Origin of the sequence: Rhizobium sp. CC-YZS058 (genome assembly GCF_034720595.1) — a bacterium.
GTDB lineage: Bacteria > Pseudomonadota > Alphaproteobacteria > Rhizobiales > Rhizobiaceae > Ferranicluibacter.
Genome location: NZ_JAYESJ010000001.1, coordinates 1650078 through 1666083, shown reverse-complemented (window position 1 = coordinate 1666083; position 16006 = coordinate 1650078). Strand labels below are relative to the sequence as shown.

At 65.2% G+C, this 16006-nt stretch carries 13 protein-coding genes; 5 read left to right on the top strand and 8 right to left on the bottom strand.

The genetic code is table 11. The features are described 5' to 3' along the window. Window positions 1-20: 20 nt before the first annotated feature. Window positions 21-1928 (top strand): hypothetical protein, encoded by a 1908-nt coding sequence (locus U8330_RS07900; RefSeq protein WP_323104631.1) that lies wholly within the window; start codon window positions 21-23, stop codon window positions 1926-1928. Window positions 1929-1989: 61 nt separating this feature from the next. Here U8330_RS07900 and U8330_RS07895 read toward each other — a convergent pair whose 3' ends face one another. After that, window positions 1990-3087 (bottom strand): TRAP transporter substrate-binding protein, encoded by a 1098-nt coding sequence (locus tag U8330_RS07895; RefSeq protein WP_323104630.1) that lies wholly within the window; start codon window positions 3085-3087, stop codon window positions 1990-1992. Window positions 3088-3408: 321 nt separating this feature from the next. Here U8330_RS07895 and U8330_RS07890 point away from each other — a divergent pair, with 321 nt between their 5' ends. The 4 genes from U8330_RS07890 (at window position 3409) to U8330_RS07875 (ending at window position 7211) form a co-directional block, all read left to right on the top strand. Then, on the top strand, window positions 3409-4392 hold the full coding sequence (locus U8330_RS07890) for a sulfate ABC transporter substrate-binding protein (RefSeq protein ID WP_323104629.1): 984 nt from the start codon (window positions 3409-3411) through the stop codon (window positions 4390-4392). A gap of 88 nt (window positions 4393-4480) precedes the next feature. Continuing rightward, the gene (cysT, locus tag U8330_RS07885; protein WP_323104628.1) at window positions 4481-5302 is read left to right on the top strand and encodes a sulfate ABC transporter permease subunit CysT; all 822 of its coding nucleotides are present in this window, start codon (window positions 4481-4483) and stop codon (window positions 5300-5302) included. 2 nt (window positions 5303-5304) lie between these two features. After that, window positions 5305-6192 (top strand): sulfate ABC transporter permease subunit CysW, encoded by an 888-nt coding sequence (gene cysW, locus U8330_RS07880; RefSeq protein WP_323104627.1) that lies wholly within the window; start codon window positions 5305-5307, stop codon window positions 6190-6192. Further along, complete coding sequence (locus U8330_RS07875; protein WP_323104626.1) at window positions 6189-7211, top strand: sulfate/molybdate ABC transporter ATP-binding protein; 1023 nt, start codon at window positions 6189-6191, stop codon at window positions 7209-7211. The genes cysW and U8330_RS07875 overlap by 4 nt, the downstream gene beginning before the upstream one ends. A 12-nt stretch (window positions 7212-7223) precedes the next feature. Here U8330_RS07875 and mgrA read toward each other — a convergent pair whose 3' ends face one another. The 7 genes from mgrA to U8330_RS07840 all read right to left on the bottom strand — a co-directional run bounded on the left by mgrA (window position 7224) and on the right by U8330_RS07840 (window position 15958). Continuing rightward, window positions 7224-8255: an L-glyceraldehyde 3-phosphate reductase gene (gene mgrA, locus U8330_RS07870; RefSeq protein WP_323104625.1), complete on the bottom strand. Its 1032-nt coding sequence runs from the start codon at window positions 8253-8255 to the stop codon at window positions 7224-7226. A gap of 188 nt (window positions 8256-8443) precedes the next feature. Continuing rightward, window positions 8444-9577: a Gfo/Idh/MocA family oxidoreductase gene (locus U8330_RS07865; RefSeq protein WP_323104624.1), complete on the bottom strand. Its 1134-nt coding sequence runs from the start codon at window positions 9575-9577 to the stop codon at window positions 8444-8446. 14 nt (window positions 9578-9591) lie between these two features. After that, entirely contained in the window at window positions 9592-10353 is a 762-nt protein-coding gene (locus tag U8330_RS07860; RefSeq protein ID WP_323104623.1) for a sugar phosphate isomerase/epimerase, read from the bottom strand. 64 nt (window positions 10354-10417) lie between these two features. Beyond that, on the bottom strand, window positions 10418-12880 hold the full coding sequence (locus U8330_RS07855) for a glycoside hydrolase family 2 protein (RefSeq protein WP_323104622.1): 2463 nt from the start codon (window positions 12878-12880) through the stop codon (window positions 10418-10420). 104 nt (window positions 12881-12984) lie between these two features. Next, on the bottom strand, window positions 12985-14067 hold the full coding sequence (locus U8330_RS07850; protein WP_323104620.1) for an ABC transporter ATP-binding protein: 1083 nt from the start codon (window positions 14065-14067) through the stop codon (window positions 12985-12987). Between the two features lie 6 nt (window positions 14068-14073). After that, window positions 14074-14994 (bottom strand): carbohydrate ABC transporter permease, encoded by a 921-nt coding sequence (locus U8330_RS07845; RefSeq protein WP_416236909.1) that lies wholly within the window; start codon window positions 14992-14994, stop codon window positions 14074-14076. A 16-nt stretch (window positions 14995-15010) separates the two neighbouring features. Further along, window positions 15011-15958, bottom strand: a complete 948-nt coding sequence (locus tag U8330_RS07840) for a sugar ABC transporter permease (RefSeq protein WP_323104618.1) — start codon at window positions 15956-15958, stop codon at window positions 15011-15013. Window positions 15959-16006 lie beyond the last annotated feature (48 nt).

Below are 16006 nucleotides of genomic sequence, written 5' to 3'. Positions count from 1 at the left end.
GTGAGCGGAGAGCGACATCCATGGCGGCATTGGCAGCGGCCCGTACGGCCTATGAGGCTGGCGATTTCATCGCCGCCCTCACCCACTTGAGCGGGCTGATCGACGGCAGCGAGGACCAGGACACGCTGCTGCTGCTGGCCGAGACGTTCGACAAACTGGGCCTGACAGCCGATGCCGCCGAGATCGCCAGCCGCGCGGCCGAGAGCGACGATCCCTCGCCACAGGTACTCAAACGCGCCGTCGAACTGCATGACAAGATCGGCGACGAAGCGCGGATCCAGCTCTATGGCATGCGGCTCTTCGAGAAGGCGCCGGACGATGCCGACAATGCCGCGCTGCTCGCTGCCTCCTTCCTGCGGGGTGGGGAGGATGCGTTCGCGCGGTTGCTGCGCGCGCCTCTGGCGGAAAGCGAGCGGCCCGACCATGTGATGATCGCCGGCACGCTCTACAATGACGAGGAGCGCGACCCGGCGGCCCTGACCGTCTTCCGCAAGATCGCCGCTCTCCACCCGGACGACCCCTTCGCGCAGTTGAAGCTGCTGGCAGTGGCGCGCAACTTCTGCGATTACGCCCTCATCGAGACGGTGGAGGAGAAGCTGAAACCCGCTTTGCGCGCGCGGGAGGCCGCCGTGTTCGAAGGCGAGACGGGCTATTCCAACCTGCTCTGGTGCGCGGACGAAGCGGTCAATCGGCTCGCCACCAACAATCCCTGCTCGCGCCCGATGCCGAGCCCGGCTTCCATCGCCGCGCGCCGCACCCGCCCGCATGCCTGGACCGCGCGGCTGCGCGTCGGCTATCTGTCGAGCGATCTCTGGGACGACCACGCCACCATGCGCCTCCTCCAGTCCGTTCTGGAACAGCATGATTTAGGCCGCGTCGAGCCGGTGCTCTACTGCTACACGCCGGAGCGCTTCGTCGGCTTCGACGCCGGCGGGCGCGACCGCTGGGGAAAGATCGTGCCGATCGGCACGATGAGCGATGCGGAAGCCGCGGAAACGATCCGGCGCGACGGCATCGACATCCTGGTCGACCTCAAGGGCTTCACAGGCGGCTCGCGCAGCGGCATTTTGAATTACGGCCCCGCACCGGTGCAGGTCGCCTGGCTCGGCTTTCCAGGCTCCACCGTCGGCGTCGATCTCGACTATGTCATCGGCGATCCGATCGTGCTGCCGCCCTCCTCGCAGCCGCACTATCACGAGCAGATCTGCCGCCTGCCGGAAAGCTACCAGCCGAACGATCCGGTGCATCGCGTCCTTCCCCCCGCTACGCCGCGTGACGATCTGGGGCTGCCCGCTGATCGCTTCGTCTTCGCGAGCTTCAACACCCAGCGCAAGATTTCCCTGCAAACCCTTGAGACCTGGGCAGAGATCCTGCGCGGCGCGCCCCGCTCCGTGCTCTGGGTCATGATCGACGGTGCGCTCGCGCGCGAGAACGTCCTCGCCGCGCTGGAGCGGCGCGGGGTTGCGGCAGAGCGCATCCATTTCGCGCCGAAATGCGATTATGCGACTCACATCGCCCGCCTCCAGGCAGCCGATCTCGGCCTCGACACCGCCCCCTATAACGGCCACACCACGACCTCCGACAAGCTCTGGGCCGGCCTGCCGGTCATCACCCAGAAGGGGAGCAACTTTGCCTCCCGCGTTTCGGAAAGTCTGCTCACCGCCATCGGCCTGCCGGACCTCGTCCTGCCCAACCGGCAAGCGCTGGTGGCGCGCGCAATAGCCCTTGCCGAAGATCCAGCGGCCATCGCGCGCACCAAGACCCGCCTTGCCGAAAACCGGTTCCGCGCGCCGCTCTTCGACGCCGAACGCTTCTGCCGCCACCTCGAACAGGCCTTCGAAACCATGGCCGCCCGCGCCAAGGCCAAGAAGCCCCCCACCCCCTTCACCGTCCAAGCCTTGCCTGCACGAGACCGGGCGTTCAGGTAAAGAGAAAGCCCCGCTCGGCATCCTGTCTGCGAGGCTTCGCTGGTGTCGTCGCACGCTCGTGTCAGAGCTTGCCGTTGCGCTGCTGGATCATCATGAAGGTGTCGTAATTGTATTCGGCGATCTGGGCGTTCAGATAGAACTCCGAGCGGAAGGCCTTGATGGAGCCCCAGATTTTCTTGAAGGTCGGGTTGGTGGCCTCCATTTCGGCATAGACCGTGTTCGACGCGTCGAAGCAGGCGGACAGGACTTCGCCGGTGAAGGGGCTGAGCTTGGCGCCGGCCACAACCAGGCGCTTGATCGCTGCCGGGTTCAGATAGTCGTATTTCTGCAGCATGTTGGCATCTGCCGCATGGCAGGCCGTGCGCAGCAGCGCCTGGTAGGACTTCGGCAGGGCATCGAAGGCCGCCTTGTTGAACATGGCGTGCACCGTCGGCCCGCCTTCCCACCAGCCAGGATAGTAGTAATAGGGGGCGACCTTGAAGAAGCCGAGCTTCTCGTCGTCATAGGGACCGACCCATTCGGCCGCGTCGATCGTGCCCTTTTCGAGGGCGGGATAAATGTCGCCACCGGCGATCTGCTGCGGCACGACGCCGAGCGTCTGCATGACCTTGCCGGCAAAGCCGCCGACGCGCATCTTCAGGCCTTGCAGGTCGGCAACCGTCTTGATCTCCTTGCGGAACCAGCCGCCCATCTGCACGCCGGTGTTGCCGCCCGGAAAGCCGATCAGGCCCTGGGTCGCCAGGAACTCGTTGAAGAGATCGATACCGCCGCCGTGATATTGCCAGGCATTATGGCCGCGGGCGTTCAGCGCAAAGGGCACGGCAGCGGCGAGCGCCCAGACCGGGTCCTTACCCCAGTAGTAATAGGACACGGTATGGCAGGCCTCGACCGTGCCCGTGCTGGCTGCATCCGCAGCCTGAAGGCCCGGCACGATTTCGCCGGCCGCAAAGACCTGGATCTGGAAATTGCCGTCGGTGGCCTCGGACACGTATTTGGCAATGGTCTCTCCGCCGCCATAGATCGTGTCGAGCGATTTCGGGAAGGAGGAGGTCATGCGCCAGTTGATCTTCGGCATGGTCTGGGCGAGCGCCGGCGCGGCGAGCGTCGATGCGGCCACGGCACCGAGACCGGCGCGCGTCATGAATGATCTGCGATCCATAAAGTCCTCCTCCTGATGCGGGTGCCGGCGTTTTGCCGTTCCCTCCCCCGCGCGTGCCGCAGCACCTTGCTCCACCCGCAACCCTCGTCCGGTTGCGTCCTCAAGGGGCAGATTACACGCTGCGGAAGGCCTGTCCAGCCGGAGGCTCGGGGCCGTTCTGCGACTTTTGTCCAAGGCCTGGGTCCGTATGAGACTTTTCTTACTTTCAGCCGCGAGCGGAATTCTATTCCGCATCCGCCGGTCGATCGGTGGGCGATTGCCCTCGGATGAGCAGAGCCGGGCAGATAGAGTGCGTCCACAAACTCAACCGGAGCCTGTTCTATGAAACGTCTTCTGACGATCGGGGCGGCGCTGGCCGTTCTGGCCGCGCCGCTGCCCGCCCTTGCCGCCGATACGCTGCTGAACGCCTCCTACGACATCTCCCGCGAGCTGTTCGAGAAGGTGAATGAAGGCTTTGTCGCGACGCATCCCGGGGTCACGATCGACCAGTCGCATGGCGGGTCGTCCAAGCAGGCCCGTGCGATCCTCGAAGGTCTCGAAGCCGACGTCGTCACCTTCAACCAGATCACGGACGTGCAGGCGCTGGTCAAGGGCGGCTTCGTTTCGGAAGACTGGCAGAAGGATTTTCCCAACAACGCCTCGCCCTATTATTCCTTCCCCTCCTTCCTGGTGCGCGAAGGCAATCCGAAGGGGATCAAGGACTGGAGCGACCTGACGCGCGACGACGTGAAGGTCATCTTCCCCAATCCGAAGACGTCGGGCAATGCGCGCTACACCTATCTGGCGGCGCTGGCCTATGCCAAGGAAACCTTCAAGGACGACCCGGCCAAGGTCGAAGCCTTCATCACCAAGCTCTTCGGCAACGTGCCCGTGTTCGACACCGGTGGGCGCGCAGCGACCACAACCTTCGTCGAGCGCGAGATCGGCGATGTGCTCATTACCTTCGAAGCGGAGACCAAGGGTATCGCGCGCGAATTCGGTGAGGACAAGTTCGATATCGTCACTCCGCCGGTCAGCCTGCTCGCCGAATTCCCGGTGGCGATCGTCGACAAGGTGGCGGACGCCCATGGTTCGCGCGACCTTGCAAAGTCCTATCTCGACTATCTCTATTCGCCGGAAGGCCAGACGATCATTGCCGAGAACGGCAACCGGGTTCACGATCCGGCCGTGGCTGAAAAGTTCAAGGCGGATTTCCCGGAGCTGCGCCTCCTCACCGTCGACGATGTGTTCGGCGGCTGGGCGAAGGTGACGAAGGAGCAGTTCGGCGAGGGCGGTCAGCTCGACAAACTTTATGGCAGCCGTTGATCGAGCGGCCGCTTTATGAAACAGGGGGCTGGGGCGGCTGAACACCGCCCCGGCCCTTCCCGTCATTTCCACCACGAGAGGCAGAGACTTGGCCAGACGCACCCTCCCCGGTCTGCCGCTCGCGCTCGGGCTGACGCTGCTTTATGTCGCCGTCATCGTCGTGCTGCCGCTGGGCGCGCTGATCTTCAAGGCGGCAAGCCTCGGCCCGGTCGATTACTGGCGAATCGTCTCCTCCGATCGGGCGCTCGCCAGCTACCGTGTCACCCTGCTCTGTGCGGCCGCCGCCACCGCCTTCAACCTCGTCTTCGGTCTGGCGCTCGCCTGGGTCATCGTGCGCTACCGCTTTCCCGGCCGGCGGCTTGTCGATGCGCTGGTCGACCTGCCCTTCGCCCTGCCGACCGCGGTCGCCGGCATCGCGCTGACGACATTGTTCGCCTCCAATGGCTGGTTCGGCGGGCCGCTCTCCGCGCTTGGCATCAAGGTGGCCTATACGCCGCTCGGCATCATCGTGGCCATGGCCTTCACCAGCCTGCCCTTCATCGTGCGCACGGTGCAACCGGTGCTGGAAGAGCTGGACGGGGCCCTGGAGGAGGCGGCCCAGACGCTTGGCGCCAGCGACGGCGCGATCTTCCTGCGCGTGCTGCTGCCGCAGCTTCTGCCGTCGCTGCTGGCCGGCCTGTCGCTCTCCTTCGCCCGCTCGCTCGGCGAATTCGGCGCCATCATCTTCATCGCCGGCAACCAGCCCTTCGAAACCGAGATCACCGCGCTTCTGACCTTCATCCGGCTGGAGGAATATGATTATCCGGCCTCGGCCGCCATCGCCTCCGTCATGCTGTTCGCCGCCTTCCTGATGCTGGCCGTCACCAACGCCCTGCAGGCCCGCGCCCTGCGCTACACCGTGAAAGGCTGAGCATGGCTTCGTCCCGCCGCCCCCAGCGCATCGGCGAAGCGCCGGCCATCCGCCGCAGCCTGATCGGGCTGGTTCTCGTCTTCGTCGTGCTGGTCATCGTCGCGCCTCTTGTCGTCATCGCCGTTCAGGCTTTCACCAAGGGTTTTGCCTTTTATGCGAAGTCGATCGGCGACAAGGACACGCTCCATGCCATCGGCATGACGGCGGCGACGGCGCTGATTGCCGTGCCGATCAACACCGTCTTCGGCATCGCCGCCGCCTGGGCCATCACCAAGTTCGACTTCCGGGGCCGACGGCTGCTGCTGGTGGTGATCGAGATCCCCTTCTCCGTTTCGCCGATCGTTGCCGGCGTCGCCTATCTCTTCGTCTACGGTCTTCAGGGCCTGTTCGGCGAAATGCTGCAATCGGCAGAGCTGAAGATCCTGTTCGCCCTGCCCGGCATCGTGCTTGCGAGCCTCTTCGTCACCGCCCCCTTCGTGGCGCGCGAGCTGATCCCGCTGATGCAGGCGCAGGGCCGCGATCTGGAAGAGGCCGCGACCTCGCTCGGCGCCAGCGGCTGGCGCACCTTCTTCTCCGTCACCCTGCCCAACATCAAATGGGCCCTGCTCTATGGCGTCATTCTGTGCAATTCGCGGGTGATGGGCGAGTTCGGGGCCGTATCGGTGGTCTCCGGCAATATTCGCGGCCAGACCAACACGCTGCCGCTCCACATCGAGCTGCTCTATCACGACTACAATGCGGTCGGCGCCTTTGCCGCTGCCTCGATCCTCGCCAGCCTTGCCATCGTGACGCTGATCGCCAAGGTGCTGCTCGAGCGGCGCGGCGCCGGCCGCGTCCGCCGCCCCCAGCTGGCCGGCCCGTCGCTTTCCCCGGAGACATCCGCCCCGTGAACATCCGTCTCGACACCGTCGTCAAAACCTTCGACACCTTCCGCGCCGTGCATGGCGTGTCGCTGGAGATCAAGAGCGGCGAGCTCGTGGCCCTGCTCGGCCCCTCCGGCTCGGGCAAGACCACCATTCTGCGCATGGTCGCCGGCCTCGAACATCCCGATGGCGGCGCCATCTATCTCGGCGCGGAAAACGCCACCGACATCGCGGTGCGCCATCGCGGCGTCGGCTTCGTCTTCCAGCACTACGCCCTGTTTCCGCATATGACGATCGCCGACAACATCGCCTTCGGCCTCAAGGTCTCGAAGACCAGGCGCTCGGCCGCGGACATCCGCGCCCGCGTCGCCGAGCTGTTGCGCCTCGTGCAGCTCGAAGGGCTCGACGCGCGATTCCCGGCGCAGATTTCCGGCGGTCAGCGGCAGCGCGTGGCGCTGGCGCGCGCGCTCGCCGTCGATCCCAAGGTGCTGCTGCTCGACGAACCCTTCGGCGCGCTCGATGCCAATGTCCGGCGCGATCTACGCCGCTGGCTGCGCCAGATCCATGACGAACTCGGCATCACCACCCTCTTCGTCACGCATGACCAGGCGGAGGCCCTCGATCTCGCCGATCGCGTCGTCATTCTCGACAAGGGCAAGATCGTGCAGAGCGGCACACCGGAGGAGGTGTGCCGGGCGCCGGCCAACGCCTTCGTGATGAAGTTCCTGGGCGATGCCAATCGCCTTCCGGCCCAGGTCTCGGCCGGCGAAGCCCGCGTCCACGGCGCAATCTTCCCCGCACCGGACCTGCCCGATGGCCCGGCCGAGCTGTTCTTCCGCCCGGCGGATGTCGTGTGGCGAGAGGATGGACCGGGCGTTCCCGCAACGGTCGCCCGCGTGATCGATCGACCGGACAGCCGGCGGATCCTTGCCGAGACGGCGGATGGAACAACGGTCGAGTTCGACGCCCCGCCGGAGTTTCCCTACAAGGCCGGGACGGCGGGGCGGCTGGAGATCAGCCGGCCGCGCCTTTACGCGGCCGGCTGAGGCATTTGCCGGTCAGGCGAGCTCGGCCGACTTGGCCCAGAGGTTGATGTCGGCCTCGCGGGCATAGGTGTCGATCTCGGCCAGTTCCTCGGCGGTGAAGTCGAGCTTGTCGAGCGCCTTGACGCAGTCGATGATCTGCTCGGTCCGGCTGGCGCCGATCAGCGCCGAGGTCACATGGCCGCCGCGCAGCACCCAGGCGATCGCCATCTGCGCCAGCGACTGGCCGCGACGCGCGGCGATGTCGTTCAGCTTGCGGACATTGTCGATGATCTCGGGACGGATCAGCCCCTTCTTGAAATAATGGTTCTGCGCGGCGCGGCTGTCCTGCGGAATGCCGTTCAGATATTTCGTCGTCAGCATGCCCTGGGCGAGCGGCGAGAAGACGATCGAACCGACGCCGAGATCCTCGAGCGTATCGAGCAGCCCGTCCTCCTCGACCCAGCGGTTGAGCATGGAATAGCTCGGCTGGTGGATGAGCAGCGGCGTGCCCATGCTCTTGAGGATGGCGGCCGCCTCGCGCGTGCGCTGCGAGTTGTAGGACGAGATCCCCACATAGAGCGCGCGTCCAGAACGGACGATATGGTCAAGCGCGCCGCAGGTCTCCTCGAGCGGGGTCTCCGGGTCGAAGCGGTGCGAATAGAAGATATCGACATAGTCGAGACCCATGCGCTTCAGGCTCTGGTCGCAGGAGGCGATCAGATATTTGCGGCTGCCCCACTCGCCATAGGGACCCGGCCACATGTCGTAGCCTGCCTTGGAGGAGATGATCAGCTCGTCGCGGTATGGCTTGAAGTCCTGGCGGAACAGCTCGCCGAAGGCGGTTTCGGCGGCGCCGTAGGGCGGGCCGTAATTGTTGGCGAGGTCGAAATGGGTGATGCCGAGATCGAAGGCGGTCTGGCACATCTCGCGCTTGAGTGCGTGCGGCGTCGTCTCACCGAACGTATGCCAGAGGCCAAAGGAGATCGCGGGCAGCTTGAGGCCAGAGCGGCCACAGCGGGTGTATGTCATCGTGTCGTAGCGGGTCTCAGCCGGATGCCAGGCCATCGTCAGTCCTTCCTTCGCGCGCGCCTTGTCCGCCCCGTCCGGGCGGCCATCAGGGCTGCGCCATGTTCGTGATGCAGAAACCGCCGAAGGTACGCCACGACGCACGCAGCGGATCTGCCCGCCCGGTCTAACGCGAAAGCCCGGTCACCGAAACCGGTTTCCGGGCTTCATCCTCAAAGAGGTGCTCCTCAGCGCAGAAGCGCATGGGCCTCCTCGACACCCAAGGGCGCCGGCTGGGTGCAGGTTGTGGTCAGGTCGATGAACTGTCGCTCCTCGCCGGAGCGCAGGATCGAGGTCATCACGTCGACGCCATGCAGCGTGCGGTCGAGCGAGCAGCGGGGATCGCGGCCCTCGGTGATCGCTTGCGCCATGTCGGCAAGGCCGGCCGTGCGGTAGTTTGCCATCGGCCCCTGCGGATGGTCCTGGTTGGCGACGCCGAAGGGATGGTCCCAGCCATCGAGCGGCGAAATTTCCTTGCCGCGGCCGCTCGCTTCCACCTTGCCGCCGAAGAAGTTCGGGTCCGGCACATAGAGCGAGCCGTCGGTGCCGTAGAGCTCCATATTGCCATGGCGATGCGACCAGACATCCCAGCTGGCCGACAGCGTCACCGTCGTGCCCGAATGGAATTCGAGCAGGGCATGGATGTTGGTCGGCGTCTTGACCGAAATCGTCTGGCCCTTGCGCGGCTCGCTGGTGATCGTGCGGGTCTTGTTGGCCTTGGAGGCGAGCGCCGCCACCCGCTTGACCGGCCCGATGAGGTTGACGAGGTTGGCGACGTAATAGGGGCCGAGGTCGAGAACCGGGCCGGCGCCAGGCAGGAAGAAGAAGTCCGGATTGGGATGCCACATCTCCATGCCCGGGCTCATTACATGGCAGGTGCCGGAGGTGATCCGCCCGATCCGCCCCTCATCCACAGCCTTGCGGGCGAGCTGGTGGGCGCCGCCGAGAAAGGTGTCGGGCGCGCAGCAGACGGTGAGGTTTTTCGAGGCCGCGAGAGCGCGCAGCTCCTCGCCCTGGGCCAGCGTCAGCACCAGTGGCTTTTCGGAATAGACATGCTTGCCGGCTTCGAGGATCCGCTTGGAAACCGGGAAATGCGCATCGGGGATGGTCAGGTTGACGACGATGTCGATCTCCGGATTGGACAGAAGTTCGTCGATCGTCTGGGCGCGCACGCCATATTCCTGCGCGCGCAGCGCCGAGGCCTCCGGGTTGATATCCGCGCAGGCGCGGATCTCGATGCCCCTGAAGAGAGGGGCGAGCTTAAAATAGGTCATGGAGATATGGCCGCATCCGATGATGCCGACGCCGAGATCCTGGGTCATGGCGGGTCGTCCTGTCAGAAGGTCTTGATGGAAGCGATGGAGCGGGTGGCAAGCCGGGACAGATCGCTCGGATTGTCATGTTCGACGACGTAGAATTTTGCCGGCGTCGCGGCCAGACGGCCGAAGAGGCTCTTCCAGTCGACCGTGCCGTGCCCGACATCCGACCAGCCGTCCTCGTCCGTGTTTTCCCCGGCCGGCGCGATATCCTTCACATGCACGGCGGTGATGCGGTCGCCATAGGTCTCGATCCAGGCGAAGGGATCGGCACCACCCCGGATGACCCAGGCAATGTCGGCCTCCCAGGTCAGGTCGGGGCCGCCTTTGAGGATCAGATCCATCGGCACGGACCCGTCCCCGAGCGCCTTGAACTCGAAGTCGTGGTTGTGCCAGCCATAGGTGAGCCCCGCAGCCCGGATTTTTTCGCCAGCGGCCTGCAGGCGTTGACCGAAGGCTTCCCAGCCGGCGGCGTCCGTCGGGCGGGCATCGGGCATGATGTGAGGGCAGTAGACGGCCTCGATCCCGAGCGCCTTCGCCACCTCGACCACGCGCTCCGGCCGGTTTTCCAGCATGTCGAGCGAGAAATGACCGCTGGTCATCGACAGTCCGTTGCGGTCGAGATCGGCCTTCAAGGCTGCGAGCGCCGTGTCGTCGAGATCGGCATAGATGCCGCCATAGCCCTCGACCTGCTGGTAACCGGCGGACGCGACCGCATGGAGCGAATCCGACAGCGGCGGGAAGTTGCGGGCGGAGTAAAGCTGGAAACTCAAGGGGCGCATGGGATGTCCTTTCATGTCGTGCTGCCGCAAGGCAGCGTTTGGCAGGGCGGCGGCGGAGCGGTCGTCAGCCTATGCCCTGGCAGCTCTCAAGATCGTGCAGCGTGAAGCGCGGCGCGCGGCCCGAAGACGCGTCGTCCGGCGTGAAGCGGACGGTGCGCCGCTCGCCGGCCAGGAGGTCGAAGGCATTGTCGCTGAAACGGCCGGAGAGGTCGGCTTCGACCATGACAAAGAGGGCGAGCCCGCGTGCGGAGATCGTGAGGTCGTAGGCGCCGGCATCGGCCGCGACGGCGTGGAGGTCCACACCCGACGGCTGAAGCGCGAGGGCCTTGTACGTGCCGGTCACATGATGGCCCTCGCCCTCCATGCCGTTCGAGGCCTCGAAACGCCAGAAGAGCAGCGTATCGTCCGGAATATCCGAGGCCGGAAGGGTGACGAGCGTCGCGGCGCGGTCCGGCGAACAGGTGCCCGCCGCCGCTGTCAGCGGCTGCTTCGTGCCATCGAGCGCGACGAGGAAGGTTTCCAGCCGGACGGTGACGGCCTCATTGGTGTCGTTGACCATCGACATGGCGATGGAGCGGCCATCCTCGGACGGGATGGCGGCAACGGCCACCGGCTGGAAGAAGCGTCGCACCATGTAATGCATCGCCTTCCAGTGTCCGCCATAATCGAGGCTCGACCAGGAGGCGACGGGCCAGGTGTCGTTCAGCTGCCAGTAGAGCGTGCCCATGCAGTGCGGCTTCAGCGACCGCCAATAATCGACCGCCGTGCGGATCGCGAGGCCCTGCTGGATCTGGCTCAGATAGACGAAGCTCGCGAAATCCTTGGGAAAGCGGAAATAGCGGAACATGGTGCCGGCGATCCGCTCGTTGCCGCCGGCATTCTTCTGATGCGATTCCATCACCGGCGCGGCGATGTTGAGATCCTTTGCCTCGGCGAATTCGGCGATGACCGGCATGGAGGTGTAGGACTGGAAGCCGAATTCGGAGCAGAAGCGCGGGCGCACGGAGCGGTAATTATGAAAGGACTTGTTCTCGTGCCAGACCGACCAGTAATGCATGTCGCCGGCGCCATCGGCGTGCCAGGCATCGCCGAAATCGAGCGGGCCGACGGCCGGGCTCGAGGGCCACCAGATCAGGTCCGGCCCGGCCTTGCGCAGGGCGACCTCGATCGTGCGGTTCAAGCGGTCGTAGGAGACCAGATAGCGGTCGCGGTTGTTGCGGCTCTCCTCGAACCAGGTCAGCGCGCCGACCAGCTCGTTGTCGCCGCACCAGAGCACGATCGAGGGATGCGAGGAGAGACGGCGGACCTGGTAGCCCACTTCCTCGGCGACGTTTTCCAGAAAGTCCTCGGTCGAGGGATAGAGGTTGCAGGCGAACATGAAGTCCTGCCAGACCAACAGCCCCAACCGGTCGCAGAGATCGTAGAACCAGTCCGGTTCGTAGAAGCCGCCGCCCCAGATGCGGATCATGTTCATATGGGCGTCGACGGCCGAGGTCAGCAGATCCTCCACGCCCTGCGGGCTGACGCGCGAAAAGAGGGCATCGGCCGGAATCCAGTTCGCGCCGCGGCAGAAGATTTCCTGGCCGTTGATGCGAAAGGCGAAGCGGCTGCCGGCCTCGTCCGGGTCGGTGATCAGCTCCACCGTCCGGAAGCCGATCTGGCGCGTCACCTGGTCGCCGCCGGCAGAAACGGTCAGCTGCGAGAGCGCCTGGGCACCGTGGCCGGCGGGCCACCAGAGCTCCGGTTCGTCGACGGAGATCTTATGCTCGATCGTGGTCTCGCCCGGCGCCAGCTGGCGCTCGAGCGCGTGCGGTTCGCCGTCGAGATCGAACTCCAGCGCCACCGGACCGGCGGCCTCGGCAAACAGGGTGACGGACACGACGAGGTCGACCCCGCCCTCCTCCCGCCAGATCTGCCGGGTCGTCAGATGCTCGATCCGGGCGGCAACAAGCCGGCGCAGGGCCGGCGGCTCGTAGATGCCGAGCGGGGCGATGGCGATGTTCCAGTCCCAGCCGAAATGGCACTGCACCTTGCGCAGCATGTTCCCGTTCGGGATCGGCGAGTTGGCCGTGGAATAGGGAATGGGGAAGGGCTGGCGCGCCTGGCGCGCGGCCCCTTCCCGCACGGACGAGCGGATGACGATGCGCAGCCGGTTCTCGCCCGCCTGGAGGAGCGGCCCGACCAAGGGTCGGTAGCGGCGGAAGCTGTTGTCGGTGTGGATCACCGGGTCATCGTTGAGCGTGACCTCGGCCACCGTGTCGATCCCGGCCAGGTCGAGATACCAGGACCCGGACAGGTCCTCGGGCGAGAGCGTGAAGCTGCGCTCCAGCACCCAGTCGCGCTCGGCCACCCATTGCACATCGCGCTCGTTGCGGCCGGCATAGGGGTCGGGAATGAGTGCGGCTGCCTGAAGCGCCGAATGGACATCGCCCGGCACGGTCATGGTCAGGCTGTGGCTGGCATCGGCATCGGCAAGCTCCCAGCTGCCGGAAAGATCGATGCTGACGAATTCGCTGGGCTTGGTCATGGCTGTCTGTCTCTTGCGCGGCCTCATCGGCCTTCTGCTCCCGGCGCCTGCGCCGGCATTGGCGGGACGACGGGCGCCTGCCCGTCGTCCCTCTTCGAAACGGTTCAAAGACGCCGCTCGGTCTCGGCGTCGAAGATCGAGGCGAGCGCCATGTCCATGCCGAGCGCGACGGACGAGCCCGGCGCATAGCGGCGGTTGCCCGCAACCCGCACCGAGAGCACCTGACCGGCAAGCTTCAGCCAGAGAAGATTGTCCGCCCCCATTGGCTCCTCGATATCGACGATGGCACGGTGCTGCTCGCCGCCAGCCTCATCGACGCGGATATGCTCCGGCCGGATACCGAGCACGACCTTGGCTCCGGCCGCGATGGGCGCACGCGCCGGATAGGCATCGATCGCCAGATCGACGCCGCCGACATGCACCACCTTGCGCCCGCCGCGCTCCTCCACCGTGCCACGGAAGAAGTTCATCGAGGGCGAGCCGATGAAGCCGGCGACGAAGAGGTTCTCCGGCTTGGAGTAGATCGTCATCGGATCGGCAAGCTGCTGGATGACGCCGCTCTTCATGACGGCGATCCGGTCGGCGAGCGTCAGCGCCTCGATCTGGTCGTGGGTCACGTAGATCATCGTGTTCTTCAGGGACTGGTGCAGCCGCTTGATCTCGACGCGCAGCTCCGAGCGCAGCTTGGCGTCGAGGTTCGAGAGCGGCTCGTCGAAGAGGAAGACATCGACATCGCGCACCAGTGCCCGGCCGATGGCGACGCGCTGGCGCTGGCCGCCGGAAAGCGCTGCCGGCTTTCGCTTGAGAAGCGGCTGGATCTGCAGGATCTCGGCGGCGCGGGCCACCCGCTTGTCGATCTCGGCCTGCGGCATCTTGGCCACCTGCAGGCCGAAGGAGAGGTTCTTCTCCACCGTCATCTGCGGATAGAGCGCATAGGACTGGAACACCATGCCGATGCCGCGGTCCTTGGGCTCTTCCCAGGTGACGTTCTTGCCCTTGATGAAGATCTGCCCGTCGCTGATCTCCAGCAGCCCGGCGATGCAGTTCAAGAGCGTCGACTTGCCGCAGCCGGACGCGCCGAGCAGCACGAGGAACTCGCCGTCCTCGATTTCGAGGTTGAGATGTTCGAGCACCGTCACGGCGCCGAAATTGAGGGAGAGATCCTGGATGGATACGCTGGACGTCATGGAGGATCAGCCTTTCACGGCGCCGGCGGCGATGCCGCGGACAAAGAGACGTCCGGAGACGAAGTAGACGAAGAGGGGCACCGCCCCGGTCAACAGCGTTGCCGCCATGTTGACGTTGTACTCCTTCACCCCCTGGACGGAGTTGACGATGTTGTTGAGCTGGACGGTCATCGGGTAATATTCGGGCCGCGTGAACACGACGCCGAACAGGAAGTCGTTCCAGATGCCGGTGATCTGCAGGATCATGGCGACGACGAAGATCGGCAGCGACATGGGCAGCATGATCTTGAGATAGATCGTCCAGAACCCTGCCCCGTCGATGCGTGCCGCCTTGAACAGCTCTTCGGGAAGCGAGACGAAATAGTTGCGGAAGAGCAGCGTCAGGATCGGCATGCCGAAGATCGTGTGGACGATGATCAGGCCGGTCAGCGTGCCATAGATGCCGAGTTCGCGCAGCACGATGACGATCGGATAGATCATCACCTGATAGGGGATGAAGGCGCCGACGATCAGGATCGTGAAGAAGATCTCCGCACCCTTGAAGCGCCAGTTGGCCAGCGCATAGCCATTGATCGAGGCGATGGCGATCGAGACGATCGTCGACGGGATGGTGATGCGCACCGAGTTCCAGAAGCCGCGCGAAAGCCCGTCGCAGTTGAGCCCCGTGCAGGCGCTCGCCCAGGCCTTCGCCCAGGGTTCGAAGGTGATCTCGACCGGCGGCGAGAAGATGTTGCCGAGCCGGATCTCCGGCATGCCCTTCAGCGAGGTGACGACCATCACGTAGAGCGGCAGCAGATAGTAGCAGGCCGCCACGAAGAGCGTGCCGTAGATCATGATGTTGCGGCCGGAGAGGCGCTTGCGGGGCCGGGCCCCGCGCGGGCCGGCGGCGAGCTGGCCGCGGGCGGCATCGAGACCGACTGCGGTCATGGTCAGGGAGGCGGTCTCAGCCACGCTTGCGTCCTCCGAATTCGAGATAGGCCCAGGGGATGATGATGATGGCGACGGTGACGAGCATCATGGTCGAGGCGGCGAAGCCCTGGCCGAGATTCTGGGCCTGGAACATGTAGTCGTAGACATATTTCGCAGGCACTTCGGACGAGATGCCCGGGCCACCACTCGTCTGCGCGACCACGAGGTCGTAGACACGCACGATGCCGCTCGCGATGATGACGAGCGTGGTGATGAAGACGGCGCGCATCATCGGGATGACGATGAAGATGTAAGTGCGCCAGGTCGGGATGCCGTCGACGCGGGCGGCCTTCCAGATCTCGCCGTCAATGCCGCGCAGGCCCGCCAGCATCAGGCACATGACAAGCCCCGTCCCCTGCCAGAGCCCGGCGATCAGGATGCCGTAGATGACGATCGACGGATTGTAGAGCGGATCGAAGGTGAAGCTGGTCCAGCCGAGCGAGCGCACGATCGACTGCACGCCGAATTCCGGATTGAGGATCCACTGCCAGACGAGGCCGGTGACGATGAAGGAGAGCGCGAAGGGATAGAGGAAGATCGTGCGAAAGGCGTTTTCGAAACGGATCTTCTGGTCCATCAGCGCGGCGAGCACGAAGCCGATCACCAGACTGAAGACCAGCGTGAAGACGCCGTAGATCGCCAGATTGGTGATCGACACGCCCCAGCGCGGCGCGGCCCAGAGACGCTCATACTGGTCGAGCCCGACGAAGGAGAGGCGCGGCAGCAGGCGGGAATTGGTGAAGGAATAGAGCACCGTCCACAGCGTGCCGCCGAGGAAGATGACGACCGCCGTCAGGATCATCGGGATCGAGGCGATCTTGGAGTTCAGGTTTTTCAGGAGCTGGTTCGGCCGGCCGGCCGCCTTTCGGGCGGGGGCGGCAGCCGGAAAGGCAGCAGCGGGGGCCTTGGCAGGTTGGAGCATGAGGGACCTTTCCTGTCACGAGCAAGACGGCACAGAGGCCCGCCCGGC

Coding starts and splice junctions, on each gene's coding strand:
- cysW (WP_323104627.1), top strand. CDS start 5,305: ATGGCTTCGTCCCGCCGCCCCCAGCGCATCGGCGAAGCGCCGGCCATC.
- U8330_RS07895 (WP_323104630.1), bottom strand. CDS start 3,087: ATGGATCGCAGATCATTCATGACGCGCGCCGGTCTCGGTGCCGTGGCC.
- U8330_RS07850 (WP_323104620.1), bottom strand. CDS start 14,067: ATGACGTCCAGCGTATCCATCCAGGATCTCTCCCTCAATTTCGGCGCC.
- U8330_RS07860 (WP_323104623.1), bottom strand. CDS start 10,353: ATGCGCCCCTTGAGTTTCCAGCTTTACTCCGCCCGCAACTTCCCGCCG.
- U8330_RS07890 (WP_323104629.1), top strand. CDS start 3,409: ATGAAACGTCTTCTGACGATCGGGGCGGCGCTGGCCGTTCTGGCCGCG.
- U8330_RS07840 (WP_323104618.1), bottom strand. CDS start 15,958: ATGCTCCAACCTGCCAAGGCCCCCGCTGCTGCCTTTCCGGCTGCCGCC.
- U8330_RS07900 (WP_323104631.1), top strand. CDS start 21: ATGGCGGCATTGGCAGCGGCCCGTACGGCCTATGAGGCTGGCGATTTC.
- U8330_RS07845 (WP_416236909.1), bottom strand. CDS start 14,994: ATGACCGCAGTCGGTCTCGATGCCGCCCGCGGCCAGCTCGCCGCCGGC.
- U8330_RS07865 (WP_323104624.1), bottom strand. CDS start 9,577: ATGACCCAGGATCTCGGCGTCGGCATCATCGGATGCGGCCATATCTCC.
- mgrA (WP_323104625.1), bottom strand. CDS start 8,255: ATGGCCTGGCATCCGGCTGAGACCCGCTACGACACGATGACATACACC.
- U8330_RS07855 (WP_323104622.1), bottom strand. CDS start 12,880: ATGACCAAGCCCAGCGAATTCGTCAGCATCGATCTTTCCGGCAGCTGG.